Here is a 21,967-nt window from a genome sequence, read left to right as displayed (position 1 = left end):
GAATGCCCGCCGGAATGCCAGCCGCCGTGACCATCCTGCATCTGGAAGACAGCCCGCTGGATTGCGAGCTGGCCTGCGCGCGCCTGCGCAAGGCGGGGATTTCCTGCGACGTGACCCGCGTGGACACCCGCGCGGCCTTCGAGACGGCGCTGGTCAAGGCGGCGGTGGACGGGCGGCGCTTCGACCTGATCCTGGCCGACTTCTCCCTGCCCGATTTCGACGGGCTGGAGGCGCTGGGCATCGCCAAGGCCCGCGCTCCGGAAACCCCCTTCCTGTTCCTGTCCGGCCGCATGGGGGAGGAGACGGCGGTATCGGCGCTGAAGATGGGTGCCCGCGACTATGTGCTGAAGCAGCGGCTGGCCCATCTGCCCGCCGCGGTGGAGCGGGCGATCCTTGAGGCCCGCACCCTGGCCGAGCGGCGGCAGGCCGAGGAGAATCTGCGCCGGCTGCGGCAGGCCATCGACGACATCCGCGACTACGCCATCGTCACGCTGGACCTGGGCGGTCGCATCACCTCGTGGAACGAGGGCAGCCGCCGCCTTTTCGGGTACACCGAGGAGGAGGCGCTGGGCCATCCGCTCTCCCTGCTCTTCGCGCCGGAGGAACGCGGCGCGGAGAACATCCGCGGCCTGCTGGCCGGGGTGGCGGGGAAGGAGCGCTGCGAAGTCGAATGGATCCACGCGGCCCGGGACGGGCGGCGCTTCTTCGGCTCCACCGTGCTGACCGTGGCGCGCGACGCCACGGGCGCGCCGGCCGCCTATTCGGTGGTGGTGCGCGACATCACCGACCGCCGCGCCTCGGAAATCGCGCTGCGCGACAGCGAGGCCAAGTTCCGCGCCATCGCGGAAAGCATGCCGCAGCTCGTCTGGTCGGCCCCGCCGGACGGCCTCCCCGACTATTACAACCTGCATTGGTTCGCCTACACCGGCACCCGGCCGGAGGCGATGACCGGCACGGCCTGGATGGAGGTGGTCCATCCGGACGACCGGGCGCGGACCGCCGCCCTGTGGACGGGCGCGGTGCGGTCCGGTGGCTCCTATGAGGTCGAGTACCGGCTGCGCGGTGCGGAGGGCCGATACCGCTGGTTCCTCGGGCGGGCGGTGCCGCTGCGCGACGGGGACGGACGGATCACCCGCTGGTTCGGCACCTGCACCGACATCGACGACGCGGTGAAGGCCCGTGCGGCCCAGGCCGACGCCCGCGAGGATCTGGAACGCCAGGTGGCGGAGCGCACGGCGGAGTTGGTGGCCGCCAACCGCCGGCTGCTGGGCGAGGTGGCGGAGCGGCAGCGCGCCCAGGCCGACCTCAGCGCGCTCTACGCCAAGACGCCGGTGCCTCTGCACTCCCTGGATGCCGAAGGGCGGCTGCTGAGCGTCAGCGACCGCTGGCTGGAGTTCATGGGCTATGAGGGGCGGGGGCAGGTCATCGGCCGCAACATCGCCGATTTCATGCCGCCGGACGTCGCGCGGGAACACCGGGAGCACCGCTGGCCGGAGTTGCTGCGGCTCGGCGCGTTCCAGGATATGCCCTACCGGCTGGTCAAGCGGTCGGGGGAGGTCGCCGACGTGCTGGTCTCCGCCCGGATCGAGCGGGACGGGCGGGGCGGCTTCCTGCGCACCATGGCCGCCGTGGTCGACGTCTCCGCCCGCCTGCGCGCCGAGGCGGAGCGCGAGCGGGCGGAGGAGGCCCTGCGCCATTCCCAGAAGATGGACGCGCTGGGCCAGCTCACCGGCGGCATCGCCCACGATTTCAACAATTTGCTGACGGCGATCTCCGGCAATCTGGACCTGCTGCTGTCCCGGCTGGACACGGCGGAGCGGGCGGACCTGCGCGACTACGCCGCCCACGCCAAGGTCGGGGCGACCCGCGCCGCCGGGCTGACGCAGCGTCTTCTCGCCTTCGCCCGGCGGCAGCCGCTGCGCCCCGATGCGACGAAGCCCTGCGTGCTGGTCCAGGGCATGGAGGACCTGCTGCGCCGCACGGTGGGCGAACAGGTGTCCATCGCAACCGACTGTCCGCCGGACGTCTGGGCGGCCTGGTGCGATTCCAACCAGTTGGAGATCGCGCTGCTGAATCTGGTGGTGAACGCCCGCGACGCCATGCCGGACGGCGGGCGCATCACCATCACCGCCGGCAACGCCCATCTGACACAGGCCGACGTGGCGGGCGACGTCTCCGGCGCGGCTGCCGGCGATTATGTGGTCATGACCGTCGCCGACACCGGCATGGGCATGCCGCCCGACATCATCAAGCGCGCCTTCGACCCCTTCTTCACCACCAAGCCGATCGGGCAGGGGACCGGGCTCGGGCTGTCGCAGGTCTATGGCTTCGTCAGCCAGTCCCACGGGCTGGTGCGCATCGACAGCGAGGCCGGGCGGGGCACCGCCGTGCGCCTCTACCTGCCGCGTTGCGACGGGGAGGAGGGCGCAGGCCTGTTGCCGGGGGCCGCCGCGGCGCCCGCCACCAACAGCGCGGTGGACGGCGCGGTGGACGGCACCGCCGGAACCGTGCTGCTCGTGGAGGACGAGGCGCTGGTCCGCATGGTCGCGGTGCAGGCGCTGGAGGACGCCGGGCTGGACGTCGTCGAGGCGTCGGACGGGACGGAGGCGCTGGAGCTGCTGGACGGCGGCCTGCGCGCCGATCTGGTGGTCACCGACGTCGGGCTTCCCGGCATGAACGGGCGGCAGCTGGCCGAGGCGGTGCATGAGCGGCGGCCCGAGTTGGGGGTGCTGTTCATGACCGGCTACGCTTACGACGCCACACTCGGCACCGGCATCCTGGAGCCGGGCTGCGAGGTGCTTCAGAAGCCTTTCGAGACGACCGCGCTGGTCGCCCGCGTCACCGGCATGCTGGCTCACACGCGGGGTGGCGGCGTCGCCATGCGCGACTCCGTCCCGGAACGCCGCTGCGAGTGACGCGTTATCCTCCTCTAAGGAGGAGTCCGGCCCCGCGCACGGACTCCGCGCGGGGGGAGGACGGGCGATGCTTCAGGTCTCCGAATCGCAGGTGCGCCTTGGGTTTGCGGCGCCGGACAAGACGGAGGCCATCCGCATCGCCGGGCGGGCGATGGTCGACAGCGGCCTGATCGACCCCGGCTACATCGACAGCATGCTGGGCCGCGAGGCGGTGTCCGGCACCTATCTCGGCAGCGGCATCGCCATTCCCCACGGGCTTCCCGACGCGCGCGATCTGGTGCGGCGGACCGGCGTGGTGGTCGTCCAGTTCCCCCAGGGCGTCGATTGGGGCGGTGGGGAGCCGGCGCGGCTGGTCGTCGGCATCGCCGCCAAGTCGGACGAACACATCGCCGTGCTGCAACGGCTGACCGGCGTGCTGGGCGACCCCGCGGAGGCCGCGCGGTTGGGCACAACCCGTGACCCGCGCGCCATCATGGCCGTGCTCAACGGCGAAGCGCCCCCAGCACCCGCAACGGAGCCCGTCGCGGTTCCCATCGACGGGGACTCCATAGCGGTCACCGCCCCGTCGCCCCACGGGCTGCACGCCCGTCCGGCGACGGCGCTGGTCGAGGTCGCCAAGCGCTTCCACGCGGAGATCGCCGTCCGGCACGACGGCACCACGGCCAACGCCAAGAGCCTGATTTCCCTGCTGCGGCTCGGCGCGTCGGGCGGCCGGCCGCTGACCGTCACCGCGTCGGGCGAGGACGCCGCGGCGGCGCTCCAGGCCATCCGCGCCGCCTTTGACGCGGGACTGGACGAGCCTGCCCCGACGGCGGCTCCCGTTGAGGAGCCGGCCCCGCGGGCCGCGCCGGCCGATCTCGACTATGAGGGGCTCGATTATGACGGGCGGGTGATCGCCGGAATCTCCGCCTCTCCCGGCGTCTCCACCGGCCCGGTCTGGAAATTCCAGCGGGAGGAGCTGACGGTCGCCGAGACCGCCCCCGATCCCGAGGCCCAGCACCGACGGCTGGACCAGGCGCTCGCCGCCGCCGCCGCCGACCTGCGCAACCTGCACGAGGCGTTCTGGAAGAAGGCCGGCGCCGCCAAGGCCGCCATCTTCAAGGCGCATCAGGAGCTTCTCGACGATCCGGAAATGGTCGTCGAGGCCCACGCCCTGATCGACCGGGGCAAGAGCGCCGGCTGGGCGTGGCGCGCGGTCTACGAGGAGCGCGCCGGCACGCTGGCCCAACTCGCCGACCCGCTGCTGGCCGGGCGGGCCGCCGACCTCAGCGACGTCGGGCGCCGGGTGCTGCGCCTGCTCGCCACGGTGACGGAAACCATGGCGGCCCTGCCGGATCACCCCGTCATCCTGCTGGCCGAGGATCTGGAGCCGTCCGACACGGCGAAGCTCGACCCGGCCAAGGTGTTGGGGCTGTGCACGGCGGGGGGCGGCGCCACCTCCCACACGGCGATCATCGCGCGTTCGCTGGACATCCCCGCGGTGGTCGCCGCCGGGCCGTCGGTGCTCGACCTGGAGAACGGGCGGGCGGCGATCCTCGACGGCGACGGCGGCGTTCTGGTCGCCGACCCCAGCGAGCGCGACCGCGGCCGCGCCGCCGAGGCCCGCATCAAGGTGGGCGAGCGGCGCGAGGCCGAGCGGCTCGACCGTTACAAGCCGGCCATCACCACGGACGGCCGGCGCGTCGAGGTCGCCGCCAACATCTCCGACCCGGCGGAGGCGGTGCAGGCCGTGGAGGCGGGCGGCGAGGGCGTCGGGCTGATGCGCACCGAGTTCCTGTTCCTTCAGCGCGATCTGCCGCCGGACGAGGAGGAGCAGTTCGCCGCCTACCGGACCATGGTGCGGGCGATGAACGGGCTGCCGATCATCCTGCGCACGCTGGACATCGGCGGCGACAAGAACGTCCCCTATCTGCGCATGCCGGCGGAGGGCAACCCCTTCCTGGGCGTGCGCGGCATCCGCCTGTGCTTCGAGCGGGAGGACCTGTTCCGCACCCAGCTGCGCGCCATGCTGCGCGCCTCGGTGGTGGGGCCGGTGCGCATCATGTACCCGATGATCGCCGCCCCCGCCGAGCTGGAGCGCGCCAAGGCGATCACCGAGGCGGTGCGGCGCGAGCTGAATGTGCCGCCGGTCGAACTTGGCATCATGATCGAGGTGCCGTCCGCCGTGATGATGGCCGACCGGCTGGCGCGGGAGGTGTCCTTCTTCTCCATCGGCACCAACGACCTGACGCAGTATGTGCTGGCGATGGACCGTCTGCACCCGGTCCTGGCCCCGCAGGCGGACGGGCTGCATCCCGCCGTCCTGCGCATGGTGGAGCGCACGGTGGACGCCGCCCGCCGCGCCGGCATCTGGGTCGGCGCCTGTGGTGGCGTGGCCGGCGACCCTGCGGGGGCGGTGCTGCTGTCCGGGCTGGGCGTCACGGAGCTGAGCGTGGCCATTCCCGCCGTTCCCTCGGTCAAGGCGCGGTTGCGCGCCATCGCCATGGCCGATGCCGAACGCACCGCCCGCGACGCGCTGGACTGCGCCGACGCGGCGGAGGTAAGGGCTCTGGTCCGTCACCGTTTCGCCGACGCCGGAGGCGTGTCATGACCGCAGCATCCACCCCACGCCCCGGCGTCGTCACCGTGACGCTGAACGCCGCCATCGACCAGACGCTGGACGTGCCGGGCTTTGCCGCCGGGGCGGTCAACCGGGCGGTCGCCGAGACGCGGACCGCCGGCGGCAAGGGCATCAACGTGGCCGCCTTCCTGGCGGGCGGTGACACTCCCGTCACCGCCACCGGCTTCCTCGGTGAGGAGAACACCGCGGTCTTCGACGCGCTGTTCCGCCGCCGCGGCATCCGCGACCGCTGCCTGCGTCTGCCCGGCCGCAGCCGGGTGAACATCAAGCTGGTGGACCGGGAAGGGCGCTCCGTCACCGACATCAATCTGCCGGGCCTGCATGTTCCGGCGGAAAGCTGGCGGGGGCTGCTGACCGTGGTGAACGATCTCGCCGCCGCCAACCGGACCTTCGTCCTGTCGGGCAGCGTCCCCATGGGCGTGCCGGACACCGCCTACGCCGACATGGTCACCGCTCTGCACGCTCGCGGCGCCTTCGTGGTGGTGGACGCCAGCGGCCCACCGCTGCGCCGCGCCGTGGCCGCCCGTCCCGACATGGTGAAGCCGAACGCGACGGAGCTGGCGGAACTGCTGGGTCGTCCCCTGAACGGTCGGGCCGAGGTGGTGCGCGCCGCGCGCGACTTGGCGGAGTCCGGCATTGCGCTCGTCGTCGTGTCGCTGGGCGCCGAAGGGGCGGTCTTCGTGGAAGGCGGCCGCGCCTTGCTCGCCGTGCCGCCGCCCGTGGAGGTCGCCAGCACGGTCGGCGCCGGGGACGCCATGGTCGCCGGAGTCGTCGCCGCCCGGCTGGAGGGCATGGGGTTGGAGGACTGCGCGCGGCGCGGCACCGCCTTCGCCGCCGGCACGCTGTCCCGCCTCGGCCCCGAACTGCCGCCGCCGGAGCGGCTCGCCGAGCTGATGCGGGCCGTTCGGGTGGAAGAACTCTAAGGGTTTCAGCGCCGGAGGGGATCGCGATGGCAAAGCTCGTGGCTGTGACCGCCTGCCCGACGGGGATCGCCCACACCGTCATGGCGGCCGAGGCGCTGCGCCGCACCGCCGCGCTGATGGGGCATGGCATCGCGGTGGAGACCCAGGGGTCGAACGGCGTGCAGACGCCGCTGTCCGCCGCCGATATCGCGGCGGCCGACGCGGTGATCCTGGCCACCGACATCGCGGTGGACGATTCCCGCTTCGCCGGCAAGCCGATCCTGCGCACCTCCACCGCCGCCGCCATCCGCGACACCAAATCGGTGATCGGCAACGCCCTGGGGCATGTCCCCGACACATCGCCCGCTCCGATCCCGGTTCCTCCCAAACCGACCCCTACGGTGGTGCGCAGCCCCGGCCTTCTGGTCGCCATCACCGCCTGCCCGACGGGGATCGCCCACACCTTCATGGCGGCGGAGGCGTTGAAGCAGGCCGCCCAAGCCAAGGGCTACCGCATCAAGGTCGAGACCCAGGGCTCGGTCGGTGCGAAGAACGCGCTGACGGAGGAGGAGATCGCCGAGGCCGAAGCCGTGATCATCGGCGCCGACACCCACGTCGCCACCGACCGCTTCGCCGGCAAGCGCCTGCTGAAGACCTCGGTGGGGGAGGCGCTGAAACAGCCCGCCCGCGTGATCGACGAGGCGCTCGCCCTACCGGTCCCGACCACCACGGGGAACGCCGCCGCTCCCGCCTACGCCGACGCGGTGTCGGGCGCCAAGGCGCGGCAGAAGGAGGCGCAGTCCGGACCCTACAAGCATCTGCTGACCGGCGTGTCCTTCATGCTGCCCCTCGTGGTGGCCGGCGGCCTGATCATCGCCTTGTCCTTCGTCTTCGGCATCGAGGCCTTCAAGGAGCCGGGAACCCTGCCGGCGGCGCTGATGCAGATCGGCGGGGAGGCCGCCTTCGGGCTGATGGTGCCGGTGCTGGCGGGCTACATCGCCTACTCCATCGCCGACCGGCCCGGCCTCGCCCCTGGTTTCATCGGCGGAATGCTGGCCGCGAAGATCGGCGCCGGCTTCCTCGGCGGCATCGTGGCGGGGTTCCTGGCCGGCTACATCGCCCGCTGGCTGCGCGACACCATCCGGTTGCCTCAGACTCTGGAGGGGCTGAAGCCGGTGCTGATCATCCCGCTTCTGGGCACGCTGGCGGTCGGCTTGCTGATGATCTACGTCGTCGGCACACCGGTCGCCGCGATCATGAACGGGCTGACCGCCTTCCTCCAGGGCATGACCGGCGCCAACGCGGTGGCGCTCGGCGCGCTGCTCGGCGCCATGATGGCGCTGGACATGGGAGGGCCGGTCAACAAGGCGTCCTACACATTCGCGGTGGGGCTTCTGGCCTCCAGCACCTACACGCCGATGGCCGCGGTGATGGCGGCGGGCATGACGCCGCCGCTTGGGCTGGCGCTCGCCACCATGGTCGTGCCCAGCCGCTTCACCCTGCAGGAGCGCGAGGCGGGCAAGGCCGCGGGCGTGCTCGGCCTCGCCTTCATCACCGAAGGGGCGATTCCCTTCGCCGCCAAGGACCCCTTGCGCGTCATCCCCGCGGCCATGGCCGGATCGGCGGTGGCCGGCGCCCTGTCGATGTGGTTCGGCTGCGGGTTGCGGGCGCCGCACGGCGGCGTCTTCGTGTTGGCGATCCCCAACGCGGTGGCTCCGCTCGTCCCCTACATCCTGGCCATCGTCGCCGGGACCATCGTCACCACGCTGGCCCTGATGATCCTGAAGCGCCGCGTGGAGGCGGACCCGGCCGCAGGGCCAACGCTCGACACGGCGGCGTCAACCTCGACCAGGCCCGCGCCCAGCGGGGCGGCGCGCTGATGACCTGAGACCGCCACACCCGCTGATTGTCGGTTCTACCGCAAATTAGTTTTAATTTTCGCCAAAATTGAAAGAACTCGACAACTCCAGAGTGCTATCGCTAGCTTTGCGATGTTCCGCCGCCGGCCTGTTCCGCAGCCCCCCGGAGGAACGGCAGCCGGCGGAGCGTGATGAGGATCTCGTATCGCATAGCGACGGTGGGGGGAATCCCGGTGGTCATCGCGGCGCTGATCGCGGTGTCAGCCTGGATATTGCTCGAACGCGCCGGTCGGTCGCGCGAGGCCGCGGTCCTGGCCGGCACCGTCTACCGCGAGATGATCGCCGCCACCGCGGCCCGCAACGACTTCATCCACTCCGCCCCCGAAGGCCGCCTTCCCCATGAAGTCACCTTCCGCCGCGCCACCCACGGCGCGCGGGCGGCGCTGGACGCGCTGGGCGGGCTGGCGGACCAGGGCATCCAGGCCGACGCCGTGGAGACCGCCCGCCGCGCGTCCGACCGTCACGCCGCTCGGCTGGAGGAACTGGTCGATGCGATCGCCTTCAGCGACGCCCGCGCCCGCGGCATGGCGGAGCAGGAGGCGCGACTGCTCGCCCTGGCCGAACAGGCACGCCAGCGGCAGCACGCCGCCAACACCACACTCGTCGCCTCCCTGGCCGAGGTCGACCGGCAGATGCGCGACAGCCGCGACCTGGTGTACGGTCTGCACGCGTTGCGGGAAGCGATGCTGAACACCCGTCTGGCCGCCAAGGACGAGGCGGCCGTCGCCGAATTGTCCGACTCGCCAGCCGATTCACCGCCGGGGTCCAGAGACTTGGCCCGGTGGCTGGACCAGGTGGAGCGAACCGCCGACAGCCTTGCCGCGTCGCTCGCCGCCGCCGGCGCTGATGGGACGGCGGTGGCCGAGCTGACGCGTTTGCGGGCCGAACGGCTGGACCGGGGGACGCTTTCGGAGTTGGCGCCGCGCTATGACGCGCTCGTCGAGCGGGTGCTGAAAGCCGCGGACACCGGATACAGCGCCGCTCAGGCCGAGGTGGCGGAGCTTCTGCGCCACACCGTGTCGGCCCACGCCATGGAGCAGGAGACCCAGACGCTCGCCATGACCGCCCTGACGCTCAGCGGACGGACCCTGAGGGCGCTGGAGCGGCGCGACACGCGCGGCCTGCGCGATGTTGCCGCCGAGAGCGGGCGGCTGCGCGACCGGGTAGCCGGGCTGCCCATCTCCCCGCTGATCCAGGACGAGATGCTGGCCGCCATCACCGCCTGGCGCGACGGGCTGGAGCGGGCGACCGACGGGCTGGCCCGCCAGAACGGCGCCATCGCCGCGATGGACATGGATGCCGCCGCGGTGATGAACACCGCCCGCCGTCTGAACGACCTGTTCCAGGACAGCGCGGTGCGCAGCGCCGACCTGCTGCGCTCCACCCTGCTCATCGGGGCGACCGTCGGCCTGTTGTTCGCCGTCGGGGCGGCGCTCCTGGTGGCCGGCGGGATCACCCGGCCCCTGCGCCGTCTTCAGTGCGCCACCCAGCGGCTGGCCCGCAACCCGCGCGACGGGCGGGTGACCGACCTGGAGCGGAGGGACGAGCTGGGTGACATGGCCCGCGCCGTCCATCACTTCGCCGCCGAGATCAACCGCCGCGAGGACGAGTTGCGCCGTGCCAAGGAGCAGGCGGACTCCACCCTGGCGGAGTTGCGGCGGACCCAGGCCCATCTGGTGCAGGCGGAGAAGCTGGCCGCGCTGGGGCAGGTGGTGGCCGGCGTGGCGCACGAGATCAACACGCCGCTCGGCATCACGCTCACCACCTCCACGCTGATTCGCGAGAAGGTGCCGAAGATGAAGCACCTTCTCGATTCCGGCCAGTTGCGCCGCCGCGAGCTGGAGCGTTTTCTGACCGACATGGGCGACGTGTCCGAGCTGCTGGTCAACAACACAGTCCGCGCGGCGGAACTGGTGCAGCGCTTCAAGGAACTGGCGGTGGACCCGGCGGACGAGAAGCGCCGGCGCTTCGACCTTCGCCTTTGCCTGATGCAGGCGGTGGAGGCGCTGGGAGCCTTCTGGGAACCGGCGGAACACCGGGTCGTCGTGGACTGCCCGCCGGGACTGATGATGGACGGCTACCCGCAGGCAATCGCCCAAATCGTCTCGCACCTGTTGCTGAACGCGGTCAACCACGGCTTCTCGGGCGGGGAGGCGGCGGATGGGAATGGGCGGTGCGGCACCGTGACGGTCCGTGCTTGCAAGGCTGCGGCGGATGTCGTGGAACTGGTCGTCGCCGACGACGGGCGGGGCATCCCGGTGGAGCTTCGGGCGCGGATCTTCGACCCCTTCTTCACCACGCGCCGCGACCGTGGACACGCCGGGCTTGGCCTGCACATCGTCCACAACGCGGTCAGCCAGCTCGGCGGCACCATCAGCTTGGAGGAGGGAGAGGCGGGGGCGGACGGGGCGCGCTTCGTCATCCGCCTGCCTCCCGCCACGCCGGAGAAGGAGGGCGCGTGACGCAGGCGGACGCTTGCGCGCCGCGCCGGTTCCGGTTTACTGCAAGACGGGTCCGTTCGACGATTTCCCGTTTGATGATTTCGGCGCGGGGTGTGGGGGCATGGCGACGATCGAGGAAGCCTACGCGGTCGCCATCGACCACCATCAGGCCGGGCGGCTGGACGAGGCGACGATCATCTACCAGCGCATCCTGGACGCCGATCCGGAGCAGGCCCACGCCTCGCACCTGCTGGGCATCGTCGCCGGGCAGCGGGGCCGGCATGCCGAAGCCGTCGCGCTGATCGGCGCCGCAGTGGCACGGGACGGGCTGAACACCGACTTCCTCGGGAATCTGGGCGCGGCGTTGAAGGCCGCCGGTCGGTATGATGAGGCCATCCGTCATTTCGCCCGCGCCCTGGCGCTGGAACCGGCGGCGCGCGGCGTTCCGGGCAATCTCGGCTCCGCCCTGGCCGCCGATGGCCGGATCGGCGCGGCCGTGCCCTGGCTGGGGCGCGCCGCCGCCCTCGACCCGGCGCAGTTCGAGACGCTCCTGAACCTGGGCATCGCGTTGCGCGACGCGGGCCGGTTCGACGAGGCGGAAACGGCGCTGGAAACCGCCAAATCCCTGCGCCCGGACCATCCGCACCCGGTCTGCGAGCTGGCGGTGCTGAAGCTGGCGCTCGGCGATTTCGAAAGGGGGCTGGCGCTTTACGAACGGCGCTGGGACTACACCGGCCAATCCGCGGCGGTGTCCGGCAAGCCGGTGTGGCGGGGCGAGGACATCGCCGGCAAAATCATCCTCCTCTATTACGAGCAGGGCCTGGGCGACACCCTGCAATTCGTCCGCTACGCGCCGCTGCTGGCCGACCGCGGCGCGCGGGTGCTGCTGATCGTCCAGCCGGAGTTGCGCCGCCTTCTGGCCTCGGTGCGGGGCATCGACCATTTGGCCACCTACGACGACGCGGCGGGACTGCCGGATTTCGACCTGTGCTGCCCGCTGATGAGCCTGCCCTTCGCCTTCGCGACGCGCATCGACGGGATTCCCGCCGGCAAACCCTACATCACGCCGCCCCCCGATCAGGTGACGGGCTGGGCGGAGCGGCTCGGCTGGAACCGGACCGGAGAATGCGCCGGAAAGCGCCCGTTGCGCGTGGGGTTCGTCTGGTCGGGCAACCCGCGGCGCCACGACCCCACCTCCCACGCGATGGACCGCCGCCGCAGCGTGCCCTTCGCGCTGATGGAACCGCTGCTGTCGGTGCCCGGGATCACCGCGGTCAGCCTCCAGGTCGGGGACGCGGCGGAGCAGGCGCGGACGGTCGTCGCGGCGGGGCTGCTGACCGACCCAATGGCGGGCGTGACCGACTTCGCCGACACCGCGGCCATCGCGGCGCATCTCGACCTCGTCATCACCGTGGACACGTCGGTCGCCCACCTTGCGGCGGCGATCGGGCGCCCGGTGTGGATGCTGTCGCGCTCCGACGCCTGCTGGCGCTGGTTCCGCGGGCGCGACGACAGCCCCTGGTACCCGACCATGCGCCTTTACCGGCAGGAGTCGCCCGGCGACTGGGGGCCGGTCATGGCACGCGTGGGCCATGACCTTGCCGCAGCCGCGGCGCGGGATCAGAACTGCGCCGAGGCGCTCAACAGGAAGGCCCGGCCCGGCTGATAGAGCGGGGTGACGGTGCCGAACTCCTGCCCGTAGGTGGCGCGGTCGGCGTAGGTCTCGTCGAAAAGGTTGCGGACGTCGAGGCGCAGCGCCAGGTTGGCGTGCTCCGGCAGCCGGTGCTCCACGAACAGGTTGGCCGTCTGATAGCCCTTCAGCGGTTGCTGCCCGGCCTGGACCTTGTCGTAGTCGAGCACGAACTCCACGTCGGCGCCCAGGGTCAGGTTCCAGGATTGCACGGTGTGGGCGCCGCCGACGGTGAAGACCTGCCCGATCGGCGTGGCGAGGTAGGTGCCGGTGTCGGAATCGGCGGGCAGTCCGTCGATCGTCACGTCGATGTCGGCGTATTTGGCGCGGATGAAGCCGTTCGTCCAGGCGTAGCCGAGACCCAGCTCATAGCCTTCCGACCGCACGTCGCGAGCGAGGTTGGCGCTCGTGGCGGCAAAGCGCGCGGCGCGGGCGTCGTCCAGCTTGGTGCGGAAGATCCGGCCTTCCGCGGTGAAGCCTTCGTAGCGGGCCTCCAGACCGGCCGTGCTGTTGTAGGCCGTCACCGGGCGCGGACCGGCGCCGTAGTTCCAGGCCGGGTTCATGATGTAGTTCTCGGCCAGTTGGATGCCGCCCCAGCCGCGGGACACCCCCGCCTTGGCGGTCAGGTGGCGGGGAAGCAGGTCGAACTCGCCCGAGATGTTGTGGCTGAGGCCGTGGTTGGTCCACTCCCGTCCGGTCGTCCCCTCGAAGGTCTGGCGGTCGCCGCGCAGGCCGAAGGACAGGCGCAGACGCTCCATCGGCTCCAGCCGGGCTTGACCGTACAGGCCGTTGTTGCGCGCCTTCTCGGTCGCGGACATCGTCCGGTCCCGGTAGTTGGCGCGGTCCACGTAGAAGTCGGTGCCCGTCGTGAACGTGCCGATCCGGAAGCCGAAGCTGTTCTCCAGCTTGCCGTTGAAGGAGCTGGTCGCCCCCTTGCCCGGATAGCTCCCCGGCACGGTGCTGCTGCCGACCGGGCGGGTGAAGATCGGCGTCTCCACGTCGGTGCGGCCATAGGCGAGCACCAGCTTGGGGTTCCACAGCTCCGTCGGCAGCGCGTCGGTGTAGGTGAAGACCATGTTTTGGCGGTCGAGCGAATAGTCGCGCACGCGCGGCTCCCAGGCCGGGCGCCCGGCCAGCGACCCGATGTTCGCGCGGAAGGGCCGCGGCGCGTCGTCGTAGACCCGCTCGTAGCTGGCCTGGAAACGGTGGCCGCTCTCCGTCTGCACCGCCGCCTTGCCGAGGCCGCTGACCAGATCCGTCTCGGTGCCGTCCACCTTGCGCCCGTTGCCCGCGGTGTATTTGCCGCCCTTGCCGTAGGTCACGGTGCCCAGCGCCTCCAGCCCCTGGTGGCGTCCGAAGCCGGCGAGGTTGGTGGTCAGGCCGGCGCCGTTGGTGTTGAAGGTGGTCTTGCCGAAGGCGCCGACGCCGTCGCTCGCCAGGAAGTCGCTGGCGTCCTTCGTCTCGTAGGCGATGGAACCGGCGAGCGCGCCCGGCCCGGCGTCGGCGGGGGCGACGCCGGCGTCCACCCGCGCCACCTTCAGCAGCGCCGGGTCGATCAGCGTGGTGCCGTTGTGGTGGAACACCTTGTTGTTCTGCCGGCTGCCGTCGATGGTGACGGCCAGATTGGTTTCCTCGACGCCGTTCACATAGACCTTCTGCGACATCGGCACGGAACTGCCCACGCGGATCGTCGGCTCACCGGAGAAGACGTCGCGGAGGTCTCTGGGATTCTTGCGCTCCAGATCCTCCCTGGTGATCGTGATGCTGCCGCTTCCGCTGCCGGCGCCGGTCGAGGCGGTGACCGACACCGGCGCCAGCATCGTGACGTCGCCGGTCGGGGCCGGAACCAGCGTCGCGGAGCCGGATCCGGTCATGCGGTAGCCGACGCCCGTCCCGGAGAGCAGCGTGTCGAGCGCCTGGGCGGGCGACATGCTGCCCGACACCGGGCGGGAGTTGCGCCCGGTGGACAGATCGGCGGAATAGCCGATCTGCCAGCCGGTCTGGCGCGCGAAGGCGTCGAGCGCCGCGGGCAGGGGCTGCGCCGGCAGCGCGAAGGCCATCGTCTGCGCGGCGCCCGCGGCCGGTGCGGGCTGCTGGGCCAGGGACGGGGAGGGGAGGGCCAGGAGACCGCCGAGCGCGGTGGTCGCCATCAGGGCCATGACCAGATGCCGGGCGGCGGTTCCCCGCGCGCATACCAAGAACTTGCCTGTCGAAACCGTCCGGCCTTCCATTCCTCACAACTCCCATCTGCGCTGGTGGCGGGGGCGTGATGACCGGTGTACGGACTGTGCCCCCTCTTTTCGGCAGACGCACGGGGGTGTGGCGTCTCACAAAAAAAGACCTGCAAAAAGGACAAAGCCGATCGAAGCCGGGCTTATCGAAGCAGGATGATCCCGGCGGGAAGCTCGGTCACGCGGGCGCCCACCACATCGGCCAACGAGCGGATCGCACCGGTCGGGTCGTCCAGCCGGTAGTTTCCGCTGACCCGCGCGCCGGCCAGCCGGTCGCCGATCAGGATGACCGGTGCGGGGTGGTAGCGCCGGATGGTGTCGACGACCGCGGCGAAGGGCTGGTCGTGGAAGACATAGCGCCCGTCCTTCCAGGCCAGTGCGACCGCCGGATCGGGTCGGGCGGGTGCCGAGAGACCGTCCGCAGTCGCCGTCACCCCGTCGCCCGGAACGAGGGCCACCGTCTGGCCCGGCGGCTCCCGCCGGCTGACCGACACCCGTCCGCGCTCCAGGAAGACGGTGTCCTGCCCGCCGACCGATTGCACGGTGAAGGCGGTGCCGGTCACCTCCACCTCGCCGAAGCCGGCGGTGACGCGGAAGGGGCGGGCGGTGTCGCTGACCACGTCGAAATAAGCCTGCCCGCGCAGCAGCCGGACATGACGCCGTCCGTCCGCGAAATCGAGCGCGACCGCCGAATCGGTGTCCAGGATCAGCCGCGACCGGTCGGGCAGGGTGATCTCCCGCCGCTCTCCGGTGGCGGTGCGCTGGTCGGCGGTCAGACGAAGCGTCAGCGTCGGTTGGAGATGAACGCCGATGGCCAGCAGCAGCGCGGCGGCGGCCAGCGAGGTCCGCCATCCGCCCCACCATGACCGCCGCATCGTCGCGGAACGAGCGGCGGCCGACCGACTGGAGGAGCCGGCTGGAGACATCGTCGTTTGCAGCTGTTGAGCGTGCGTCGCCGCCTGCAATTCAGGCATGGTCCCAAGCGTCGACAGACGGTCAAACGCCGCGGCATGGCGCGGGTCGCGGTTCCGCCATGCCTGATAGGCGGCGTCGGTGTCCGGATCGGCGGGCGCGTCGAGAAGCGTCACGAACCAAGTGAGCGCCTCGTCCATGATCGGGTCCGCATGCCGATAGGCCCTGGCATCCTGTCGACCGTCCGCCTCGTCCTTCTCCACGCTGGTCTTCCACTCTTCCTGTGACCGGACACACGTACAGTTGAGACGTTTCAGCGCTCAAGGGATCACAATCCGCGCATCTCGGATCCAAAAATCTCAGCCCACAGCTGTGATCGCTCGCGCCTTCGTCCAACTGGCTTGACATTTCAAATTGAGAATCATTATCAATTTCAACAATGCAAGGCCGCCGATGTCGCACCGACCGCGGTGGTGCCCCCTCCGCTGCCGTGACCGACAGGGCTATCATGTCCGCAAGCCTCATTGCGATCTATCTCGATCACCGCCGCTCGCTGTTCGGGTGCGCGATGAAGATCGTGCGCGATCTTCAGGTCGCCGAGGATCTGCTGCAGGAAAGCTATCTGCGGGCCTGCAAGGCCGTGGAGAAGGGACCCATCGACAACATCGGAGCCTTCCTCCACCGGACGGTCCACAATCTCGCGCTGGACCATCTCCGGCGCTGCCGGACCCAGGAACGGTTCGAGGCCGGTCCGGCGGACACCGTCGAGGCACTGCGCATCGCCGCGGAAATCCCTTCGGCGGAGGAGCGCCTGCTGCACCGTGAACGGCTGTCGTGCTTCATGGACGCGCTGGACCGATTGCCGGCGCGGGCTCGTCAGGTGTGGCTTCTGAACCGGGTCGAAGGCATGTCCTATCCTCAAATCGCCGTCCATCTCGGCGTGTCGCAGGGAACGGTCTTCAACGACATGAAACTGGCCATGGGCCATTTTGTGGACGCCATGGCCCGCGCCGACCGGGCGGAACCGGCCGCCCGCCGGGTCGTCGTAGGCGCGGATTCGTCTTTCCCTGGTTCGCAGGAAGGGGCGGGCCGACCCCCGCATGACGAAGAGCAAACGCAGTGAGACGATGTTGGATGTATGCTGCGATTGCATGTGACTGGAGAGGCAGGAAATCCCATAAGCTTTCTTATGGAAAATGAAGCCGTTTTGGATCCGCATCGCTGGGGCGATCCAGCGCCTTGGACAGGAAGCGCCTGTCGATGGTCCGGTTCAGGGAGGCCCGCTTGCCGCAAGGAAAAAATCGGCGTGACGATGATCACGCTCGACACTGGACGGGACGCGGCTTCCGGTCGCCCTGGTCGGAAAGATGCCCTATCCGGCGTTGTCCACCAGGAAGCGCTCGAAAGCATCCACGTCGAGCGGCCGGCTGATCAGGAAGCCCTGGATGCGCGTGCAGCGCTGGCGACGCAGCATGTCCGCCTGCTCCTCCGTCTCCACCCCCTCGGCGATGGTGTCGAAGCCCAGGCTGTCGGCCAGATTCACGATGGTGTTGACGATGGCCGGGTCGGTGGCCGACTGCACGATGTCGCGGACGAAGCTGCGGTCGATCTTCAGCGTGTTGATCGGGAACCGCTTCAAATAGGCCAGCGAGGAATAGCCGGTCCCGAAATCGTCGATGGACAGGCGGATGCCGATCCCCTTCAGCCCGTGCAGGATGGTCACCGCCTTCTCGATGTCGCCGATCATGGCGCCCTCGGTCAGCTCCAGTTCCAGCCGCTCCGGCGGCACGCCGCTGCGCTCCACCACGTCGCGGACGAAGTTCACCAGACGCGCGTCCTGGAACTGGCGCGGCGACAGGTTGACCGACACCGACGCGATGTCCAGCCCCGCGGCCAGCCAGCCGGCCAGCCGGCCGCAGGCCTCCTTCAGGGTCCAGGCGCCGATCTCCCAGATCAGGCCGGTCTCCTCGGCCAGCGGGATGAACTCCGCCGGGCTGACGAGGCCGCGCACCGGGTGGTGCCAGCGGATCAGCGCCTCCGCCCCGATCACCCGGTGGGAGCCGCGGTGCGGCATGTCCACCTTGGGCTGGAAATGCAGCGCGAACTCCTCGCCGGTCGCGGCGGCGCGGCGCAGGTCGCTTTCCAGCCCCAGCGTGAAGCCGGTGCGCTCCCGCATGCCCGCCTCATAGAAGACGAACTTGCATTCCGGGTTGCGCTTGGCGTGGTACATGGCGAGGTCGGCGTTGCGCAGAAGCTGGTCCGCCGTCTCGCCGTCGTCGGGGAAGAAGGCGACGCCGATCGAGGCGCCGCAGAAGAGTTCCTGGTTGTGGACGGCGAAGGGCTCGCCCATCGAATAGAGGATCTTTTCGACCAGCCGGGCGCCGGCGGCGCGGTCCACCGCGTCGGGCGCCACGATCAGGAACTCGTCGCCGCCCAGCCGGCCCACCGTGTCGGACACGCGGGTGCAGTTGCGCAACCGCTTGGCCACCAGCTTCAGCAGGTCGTCGCCGGCGTGGTGGCCCAGCGTGTCGTTGACCTGCTTGAAGCGGTTGAGGTCGAGGAAGGCGACGGCGACCTTGGTGCGCATGCGCTGGGCGCGGACGATGGCCTCCTCCAGCCGCTCGTTGACCAGCCATCGGTTCGGCAGGTCGGTCAGCCGGTCGAAGCTGGCCTGATAGCGGATCTGGTGTTCCTGGTCCTTGCGCTGGCTGATGTCGGCGAGCGTCAGCACGTAATGCTCCAGCGCCCCGCCTGGCGCGCGCACCGCCGTGACCGACAGCGAGGCCGCGAAGGCGTCGCCGGAGTGGCGGAAGCTGGTCACCTCGCCCTGCCAGCGCCCGTCCGTGCGGGCGGTGCGCCAGATGTCCTCGATGAAGGCGCGCTCGTGCGAGCCGGGGGCGAAGATCACCAGCGGGCGGTGGAGAAGCTCCTCCCGCTGGAAGTCGGTCATCACCTCGTAGGCCGGGCTGACCGCCTGCACCGACAGGTCAGGATCCACGATCAGGATGCCGTCGGCCACGCTGTCGAAGACGGTGGCGAGCAGGCGGATCTTCTCCTCATGCTGCTTGCGCTCGGTGATGTCCTGGACGGTGCCTTCGTAATAGCGGATGCGGCCTTGCGGATCGCGCACGCAGCGCGCGTTCTCCGAGATCCAGATGATCGAGCCGTCGTTGCGGAAGACCCGCGCCTCGAAGCTCTGCACCACGTCGCGCTCGGCCATCAGGCGGGCGAAGGCCTCGCGCTTGCCGGGGTCGACGTAGAGCTGGCCGGCGATGTCCGTCAGGTTGTCGATCAGGTCGGCCGGCGACCGGTAGCCGTAGATCCGCGCCAGAGCCGGGTTGACCCGCAGGTAACGCCCGTCCACCGTGGTCTGGTAGATGCCCTCGACCGCGTTCTCGAAAATACTTCTGTATTGCTCTTCCGTCTCTTGGCTCATGGACCGGGCCTCATCTGGCGCGAGAGCGTTGGCCTCAGGAAAAAGCATGCGAAGGACCTGAGCGGGCAATTGCGATGGACGCCTTTTTTGCGCCGCAAAAAAGTAGAAGGCGGATCGCGACGCGCGTCAAGGCGGTTCGTTTTATATTTTTCACAATTGCAATAAAAGAGGCGTATGACCCTCCCCGCCCGCACGTTGCATCACCGCGGCAACGGGTGGCGGATGGGCCACAGACTCGGCCCCTGGCGCAGACACGTGAAAAGGGCCGGATCGCTCCGGCCCTTCCTGTGCGCGGGATTTCCGCCCTGTAAAAAAGCGCTGCCGGGATCAGTGCCCGTGCGTGCCCGTCTTGGCGCCTTCCTTCAGGACGAAGTGGCGCGAGCAGTAGGGGCATTCGACCTTCCCCTCGGCGCTCAGCGTCAGATAGACCAGCGGGTGGCCGAGCGCGCCGCCGCCACCGTCGCATCCGACGGTCAGGGTCTCGACTTCAATCGTTTCAACTGGCTGCATGGCAGACATCCTCCACTTTGACACACGCGCGCGTTAACGCCATCGTTAAGATGCCCACCGAATGAGGCACGCGCGCGGGGTCGGATCATACCCAACGCGCCGGACGGATCAAGTGATTGGACAGTGATCGCCCCCGTGGGTTCGGACTCGGGGCACGACCGGAAAGGCCCTTTCAATTCCATGGTTGCGCACGCCCCGCTGAACGACGCCGCCCTGCCCGCCCACGCCGTCCCCGCCTATGCCGTGGAGGTGCGCGGCCTCACCAAGACCTACCAAGCCTCCGGCAAGGCCGGGCCGAAACAAGCTCTGAAGGGCATCGACCTGGCGATTCCGCGCGGGGCGGTGTTCGGGCTGCTGGGGCCGAACGGGGCGGGCAAGTCCACGCTCATCAACATCATGGCCGGGCTGGTCAACAAGACCGGCGGGACGGTGTCGATCTGGGGAACCGACATCGACGCCCATCCGCGCCAGGCGCGGGCGTCGATCGGCGTGGTCCCCCAGGAACTGAACATGGACCCTTTTTTCACCCCGCGGGAAATGCTGGAGCTTCAGGCCGGCCTGTACGGCGTGCCCAAGGCCGAGCGCCGAACCGAGGAGCTGCTGGAAGCCGTGGGCCTGCGCGACAAGGCCGATGCCTACGCCCGATCGCTGTCGGGCGGCATGAAGCGGCGGCTGATGGTGGCGAAGGCGATGGTCCACACCCCGCCCGTCCTGGTGCTGGACGAGCCGACCGCCGGCGTGGACGTGGAACTGCGCATCCAGTTGTGGGAGCATGTGCGCAAGCTGAACCGCGAGGGCTCGACGGTGCTGCTGACCACCCACTATCTGGAGGAAGCGCAGGAGCTGTGCGACTCCATCGCCATCATCAACCACGGCACGGTGGTGGCCTGCGAGCCGACCGCGTCGCTGCTCCGCCGGGTGGACGCCAAGGCGCTGACCGTGCTGGTCGACCGCGACCTGGACGCCGTACCGGCGGAGTTGTCCGCCTTCTCCGCCGAACTGGCCGAGCCGCGGCGTCTGATCGTCCGCTACCAGCCGAGCCGCCAGCGGGTGGGCGGCATCCTGGCCGCGCTGGCCGGGGCTGGGCTGGGGGTGGTCGATCTCAGCACCGAGGAATCGGACCTGGAGGACATCTTCCTGCAATTGACCGGCGGCGCGCACGCCCGCAAGGAGATCGCGCACGATGCAGCCTAGCGCGGCCGGCCGGATTGCGAGCATGATCGTCGGGATCGGCCTTCTGCTGTCCGGCTGCGCCGCGGCCTATCAGCCGATGGGCCTCCCCGTGGCCGAGCCGGCCCTGACCGACAGCGCCCTGATCGCCGCCGACGGCTTCGAATTGTCGCTGCGGCGCTGGCTGCCCGAGGACGGGGCGCCGCGTGCGGTGGTTCTGGCTTTGCACGGCTACAACGACTATTCCAAAGCCTTCGAGGGGGCCGGGCGCAGCCTCGCCGCGCGGGGGATCGCCGTCTACGCCTACGACCAGCGCGGGTTCGGCGCGACGCGGAACACCGGCATCTGGCCGGGCACCGACACGCTGGTGGCCGACCTGAAGACGGCCGTTTCGCAGATCCACGCCCGCCACCCCGGCCTGCCGGTCTATCTGATGGGCGAGAGCATGGGCGGTGCCGTGGTGCTGACCGCGATGACCGGCCCGAATCCGCCCGCCGTGAACGGCACGATCCTGGTCGCCCCCGCCGTCTGGGGCCGCGACGCGATGGGCTTCTTCCCACGGGCGCTGCTCTGGCTCAGCTACAACACGGTCCCGGGGATGGTGGTGCACCCGCCGAAGGATCTGAGGATCCAGGCGTCCGACAACATCGAGATGCTGCGCGCCCTGGGCCGCGACCCGCTGGTCATCAAGGGCTCGCGTGTCGATGCGCTGGAGGGGCTGACCGACCTGATGGGCACGGCCCTGGCCGCCTGCGGCCATTTGTCGGTGCCGTCCCTGGTGCTCTACGGCGCCCACGAGGAGGTGCTGCCCAAGACACCGGTCAACCGCGCGGTCGAGGATTTCGAGGCCGGCGGACGGCATGTGGTAGCGATCTATCCCGATGGCTGGCACATGCTGCTGCGCGACCTGAAGGGTCAGGTGGTGGTCAACGACATCGCCGCCTGGATCGAGAATCCCAAGCAGCCCCTGGCGAGCGGCGCCGACCGCAACCGCAGCCTCCTGGCGGCGAAATAAGCGCGGATGGGCGGCCCCGGCGGGGTGTGAAAAAATGTCGAAAGGAGTGTTTGCACTGGGCGAGGCTTTTCGCTATGGTGCGCCTCCGCTGATGATGGACCCGTAGCTCAGCTGGATAGAGCGCTGCCCTCCGAAGGCAGAGGCCGATGGTTCGAATCCATTCGGGTCCGCCAGCGATTTCAAAGGCTTAGCCGCAATGCGGACTA

Annotated in this window: 13 protein-coding genes and 1 tRNA gene; 10 read left to right on the top strand and 4 right to left on the bottom strand. The window is 70.1% G+C overall.

The window, feature by feature from the left end; all coding sequences use genetic code 11:
* Positions 1-14: 14 nt before the first annotated feature.
* The 6 genes from DS837_RS19635 to DS837_RS19610 all read left to right on the top strand — a co-directional run bounded on the left by DS837_RS19635 (position 15) and on the right by DS837_RS19610 (position 12,463).
* Positions 15-2,915 carry a PAS domain S-box protein gene (locus tag DS837_RS19635; protein ID WP_170295912.1) on the top strand — a complete coding sequence of 967 codons (2,901 nt, stop codon included), beginning with the start codon at positions 15-17 and terminating at the stop codon, positions 2,913-2,915.
* Positions 2,916-2,982: 67 nt separating this feature from the next.
* Entirely contained in the window at positions 2,983-5,505 is a 2,523-nt protein-coding gene (ptsP, locus tag DS837_RS19630; RefSeq protein WP_149166305.1) for a phosphoenolpyruvate--protein phosphotransferase, read from the top strand.
* Complete coding sequence (gene pfkB / locus DS837_RS19625; protein ID WP_149166304.1) at positions 5,502-6,458, top strand: 1-phosphofructokinase; 957 nt, start codon at positions 5,502-5,504, stop codon at positions 6,456-6,458. Before ptsP ends, pfkB begins: the two co-directional genes overlap by 4 nt.
* A gap of 26 nt (positions 6,459-6,484) precedes the next feature.
* The gene (locus DS837_RS19620) at positions 6,485-8,317 is read left to right on the top strand and encodes a PTS fructose-like transporter subunit IIB (protein ID WP_149166303.1); all 1,833 of its coding nucleotides are present in this window, start codon (positions 6,485-6,487) and stop codon (positions 8,315-8,317) included.
* Between the two features lie 170 nt (positions 8,318-8,487).
* Positions 8,488-10,818: a sensor histidine kinase gene (locus DS837_RS19615; protein WP_247890035.1), complete on the top strand. Its 2,331-nt coding sequence runs from the start codon at positions 8,488-8,490 to the stop codon at positions 10,816-10,818.
* Positions 10,819-10,918: 100 nt separating this feature from the next.
* Positions 10,919-12,463, top strand: coding sequence for a tetratricopeptide repeat protein (locus DS837_RS19610; RefSeq protein ID WP_149166302.1), 1,545 nt, complete (start codon positions 10,919-10,921; stop codon positions 12,461-12,463).
* Here DS837_RS19610 and DS837_RS19605 read toward each other — a convergent pair.
* Together DS837_RS19605 and DS837_RS19600 are read right to left on the bottom strand one after the other, a co-directional pair.
* Complete coding sequence (locus DS837_RS19605; RefSeq protein WP_149166301.1) at positions 12,418-14,718, bottom strand: TonB-dependent receptor; 2,301 nt, start codon at positions 14,716-14,718, stop codon at positions 12,418-12,420. The two genes, DS837_RS19610 and DS837_RS19605, sit on opposite strands and share 46 nt — an antisense overlap.
* Positions 14,719-14,861: 143 nt before the next feature.
* Entirely contained in the window at positions 14,862-15,830 is a 969-nt protein-coding gene (locus DS837_RS19600) for a FecR family protein (protein ID WP_247890034.1), read from the bottom strand.
* A gap of 239 nt (positions 15,831-16,069) precedes the next feature.
* Here DS837_RS19600 and DS837_RS19595 point away from each other — a divergent pair, with 239 nt between their 5' ends.
* Positions 16,070-16,753 (top strand): RNA polymerase sigma factor, encoded by a 684-nt coding sequence (locus DS837_RS19595; RefSeq protein ID WP_247890033.1) that lies wholly within the window; start codon positions 16,070-16,072, stop codon positions 16,751-16,753.
* 249 nt (positions 16,754-17,002) lie between these two features.
* Here the strand turns inward: DS837_RS19595 and DS837_RS19590 are convergent, their stop codons facing one another.
* Together DS837_RS19590 and DS837_RS19585 are read right to left on the bottom strand one after the other, a co-directional pair.
* A complete protein-coding gene (locus tag DS837_RS19590) occupies positions 17,003-19,066 on the bottom strand; it encodes a putative bifunctional diguanylate cyclase/phosphodiesterase (RefSeq protein ID WP_149166299.1) in 2,064 nt (687 codons plus the stop codon).
* Positions 19,067-19,393: 327 nt separating this feature from the next.
* The gene (locus tag DS837_RS19585; protein ID WP_081863448.1) at positions 19,394-19,585 is read right to left on the bottom strand and encodes a zinc-finger domain-containing protein; all 192 of its coding nucleotides are present in this window, start codon (positions 19,583-19,585) and stop codon (positions 19,394-19,396) included.
* Positions 19,586-19,756: 171 nt separating this feature from the next.
* On the opposite strand from DS837_RS19585, the gene DS837_RS19580 reads away from it, so the two are divergent.
* The 3 genes from DS837_RS19580 to DS837_RS19570 all read left to right on the top strand — a co-directional run bounded on the left by DS837_RS19580 (position 19,757) and on the right by DS837_RS19570 (position 21,934).
* A complete protein-coding gene (locus DS837_RS19580; RefSeq protein WP_149166298.1) occupies positions 19,757-20,770 on the top strand; it encodes an ABC transporter ATP-binding protein in 1,014 nt (337 codons plus the stop codon).
* Entirely contained in the window at positions 20,760-21,761 is a 1,002-nt protein-coding gene (locus DS837_RS19575; RefSeq protein WP_247890032.1) for an alpha/beta hydrolase, read from the top strand. The genes DS837_RS19580 and DS837_RS19575 overlap by 11 nt, the downstream gene beginning before the upstream one ends.
* 96 nt (positions 21,762-21,857) lie before the next feature.
* Positions 21,858-21,934, top strand: a tRNA-Arg gene (locus DS837_RS19570).
* Positions 21,935-21,967 lie beyond the last annotated feature (33 nt).

Source organism: Azospirillum brasilense, assembly GCF_008365405.1.
In the GTDB taxonomy this organism is placed as follows: domain Bacteria; phylum Pseudomonadota; class Alphaproteobacteria; order Azospirillales; family Azospirillaceae; genus Azospirillum; species Azospirillum brasilense_D.
This window is presented reverse-complemented; position numbering and strand designations above follow the sequence as displayed.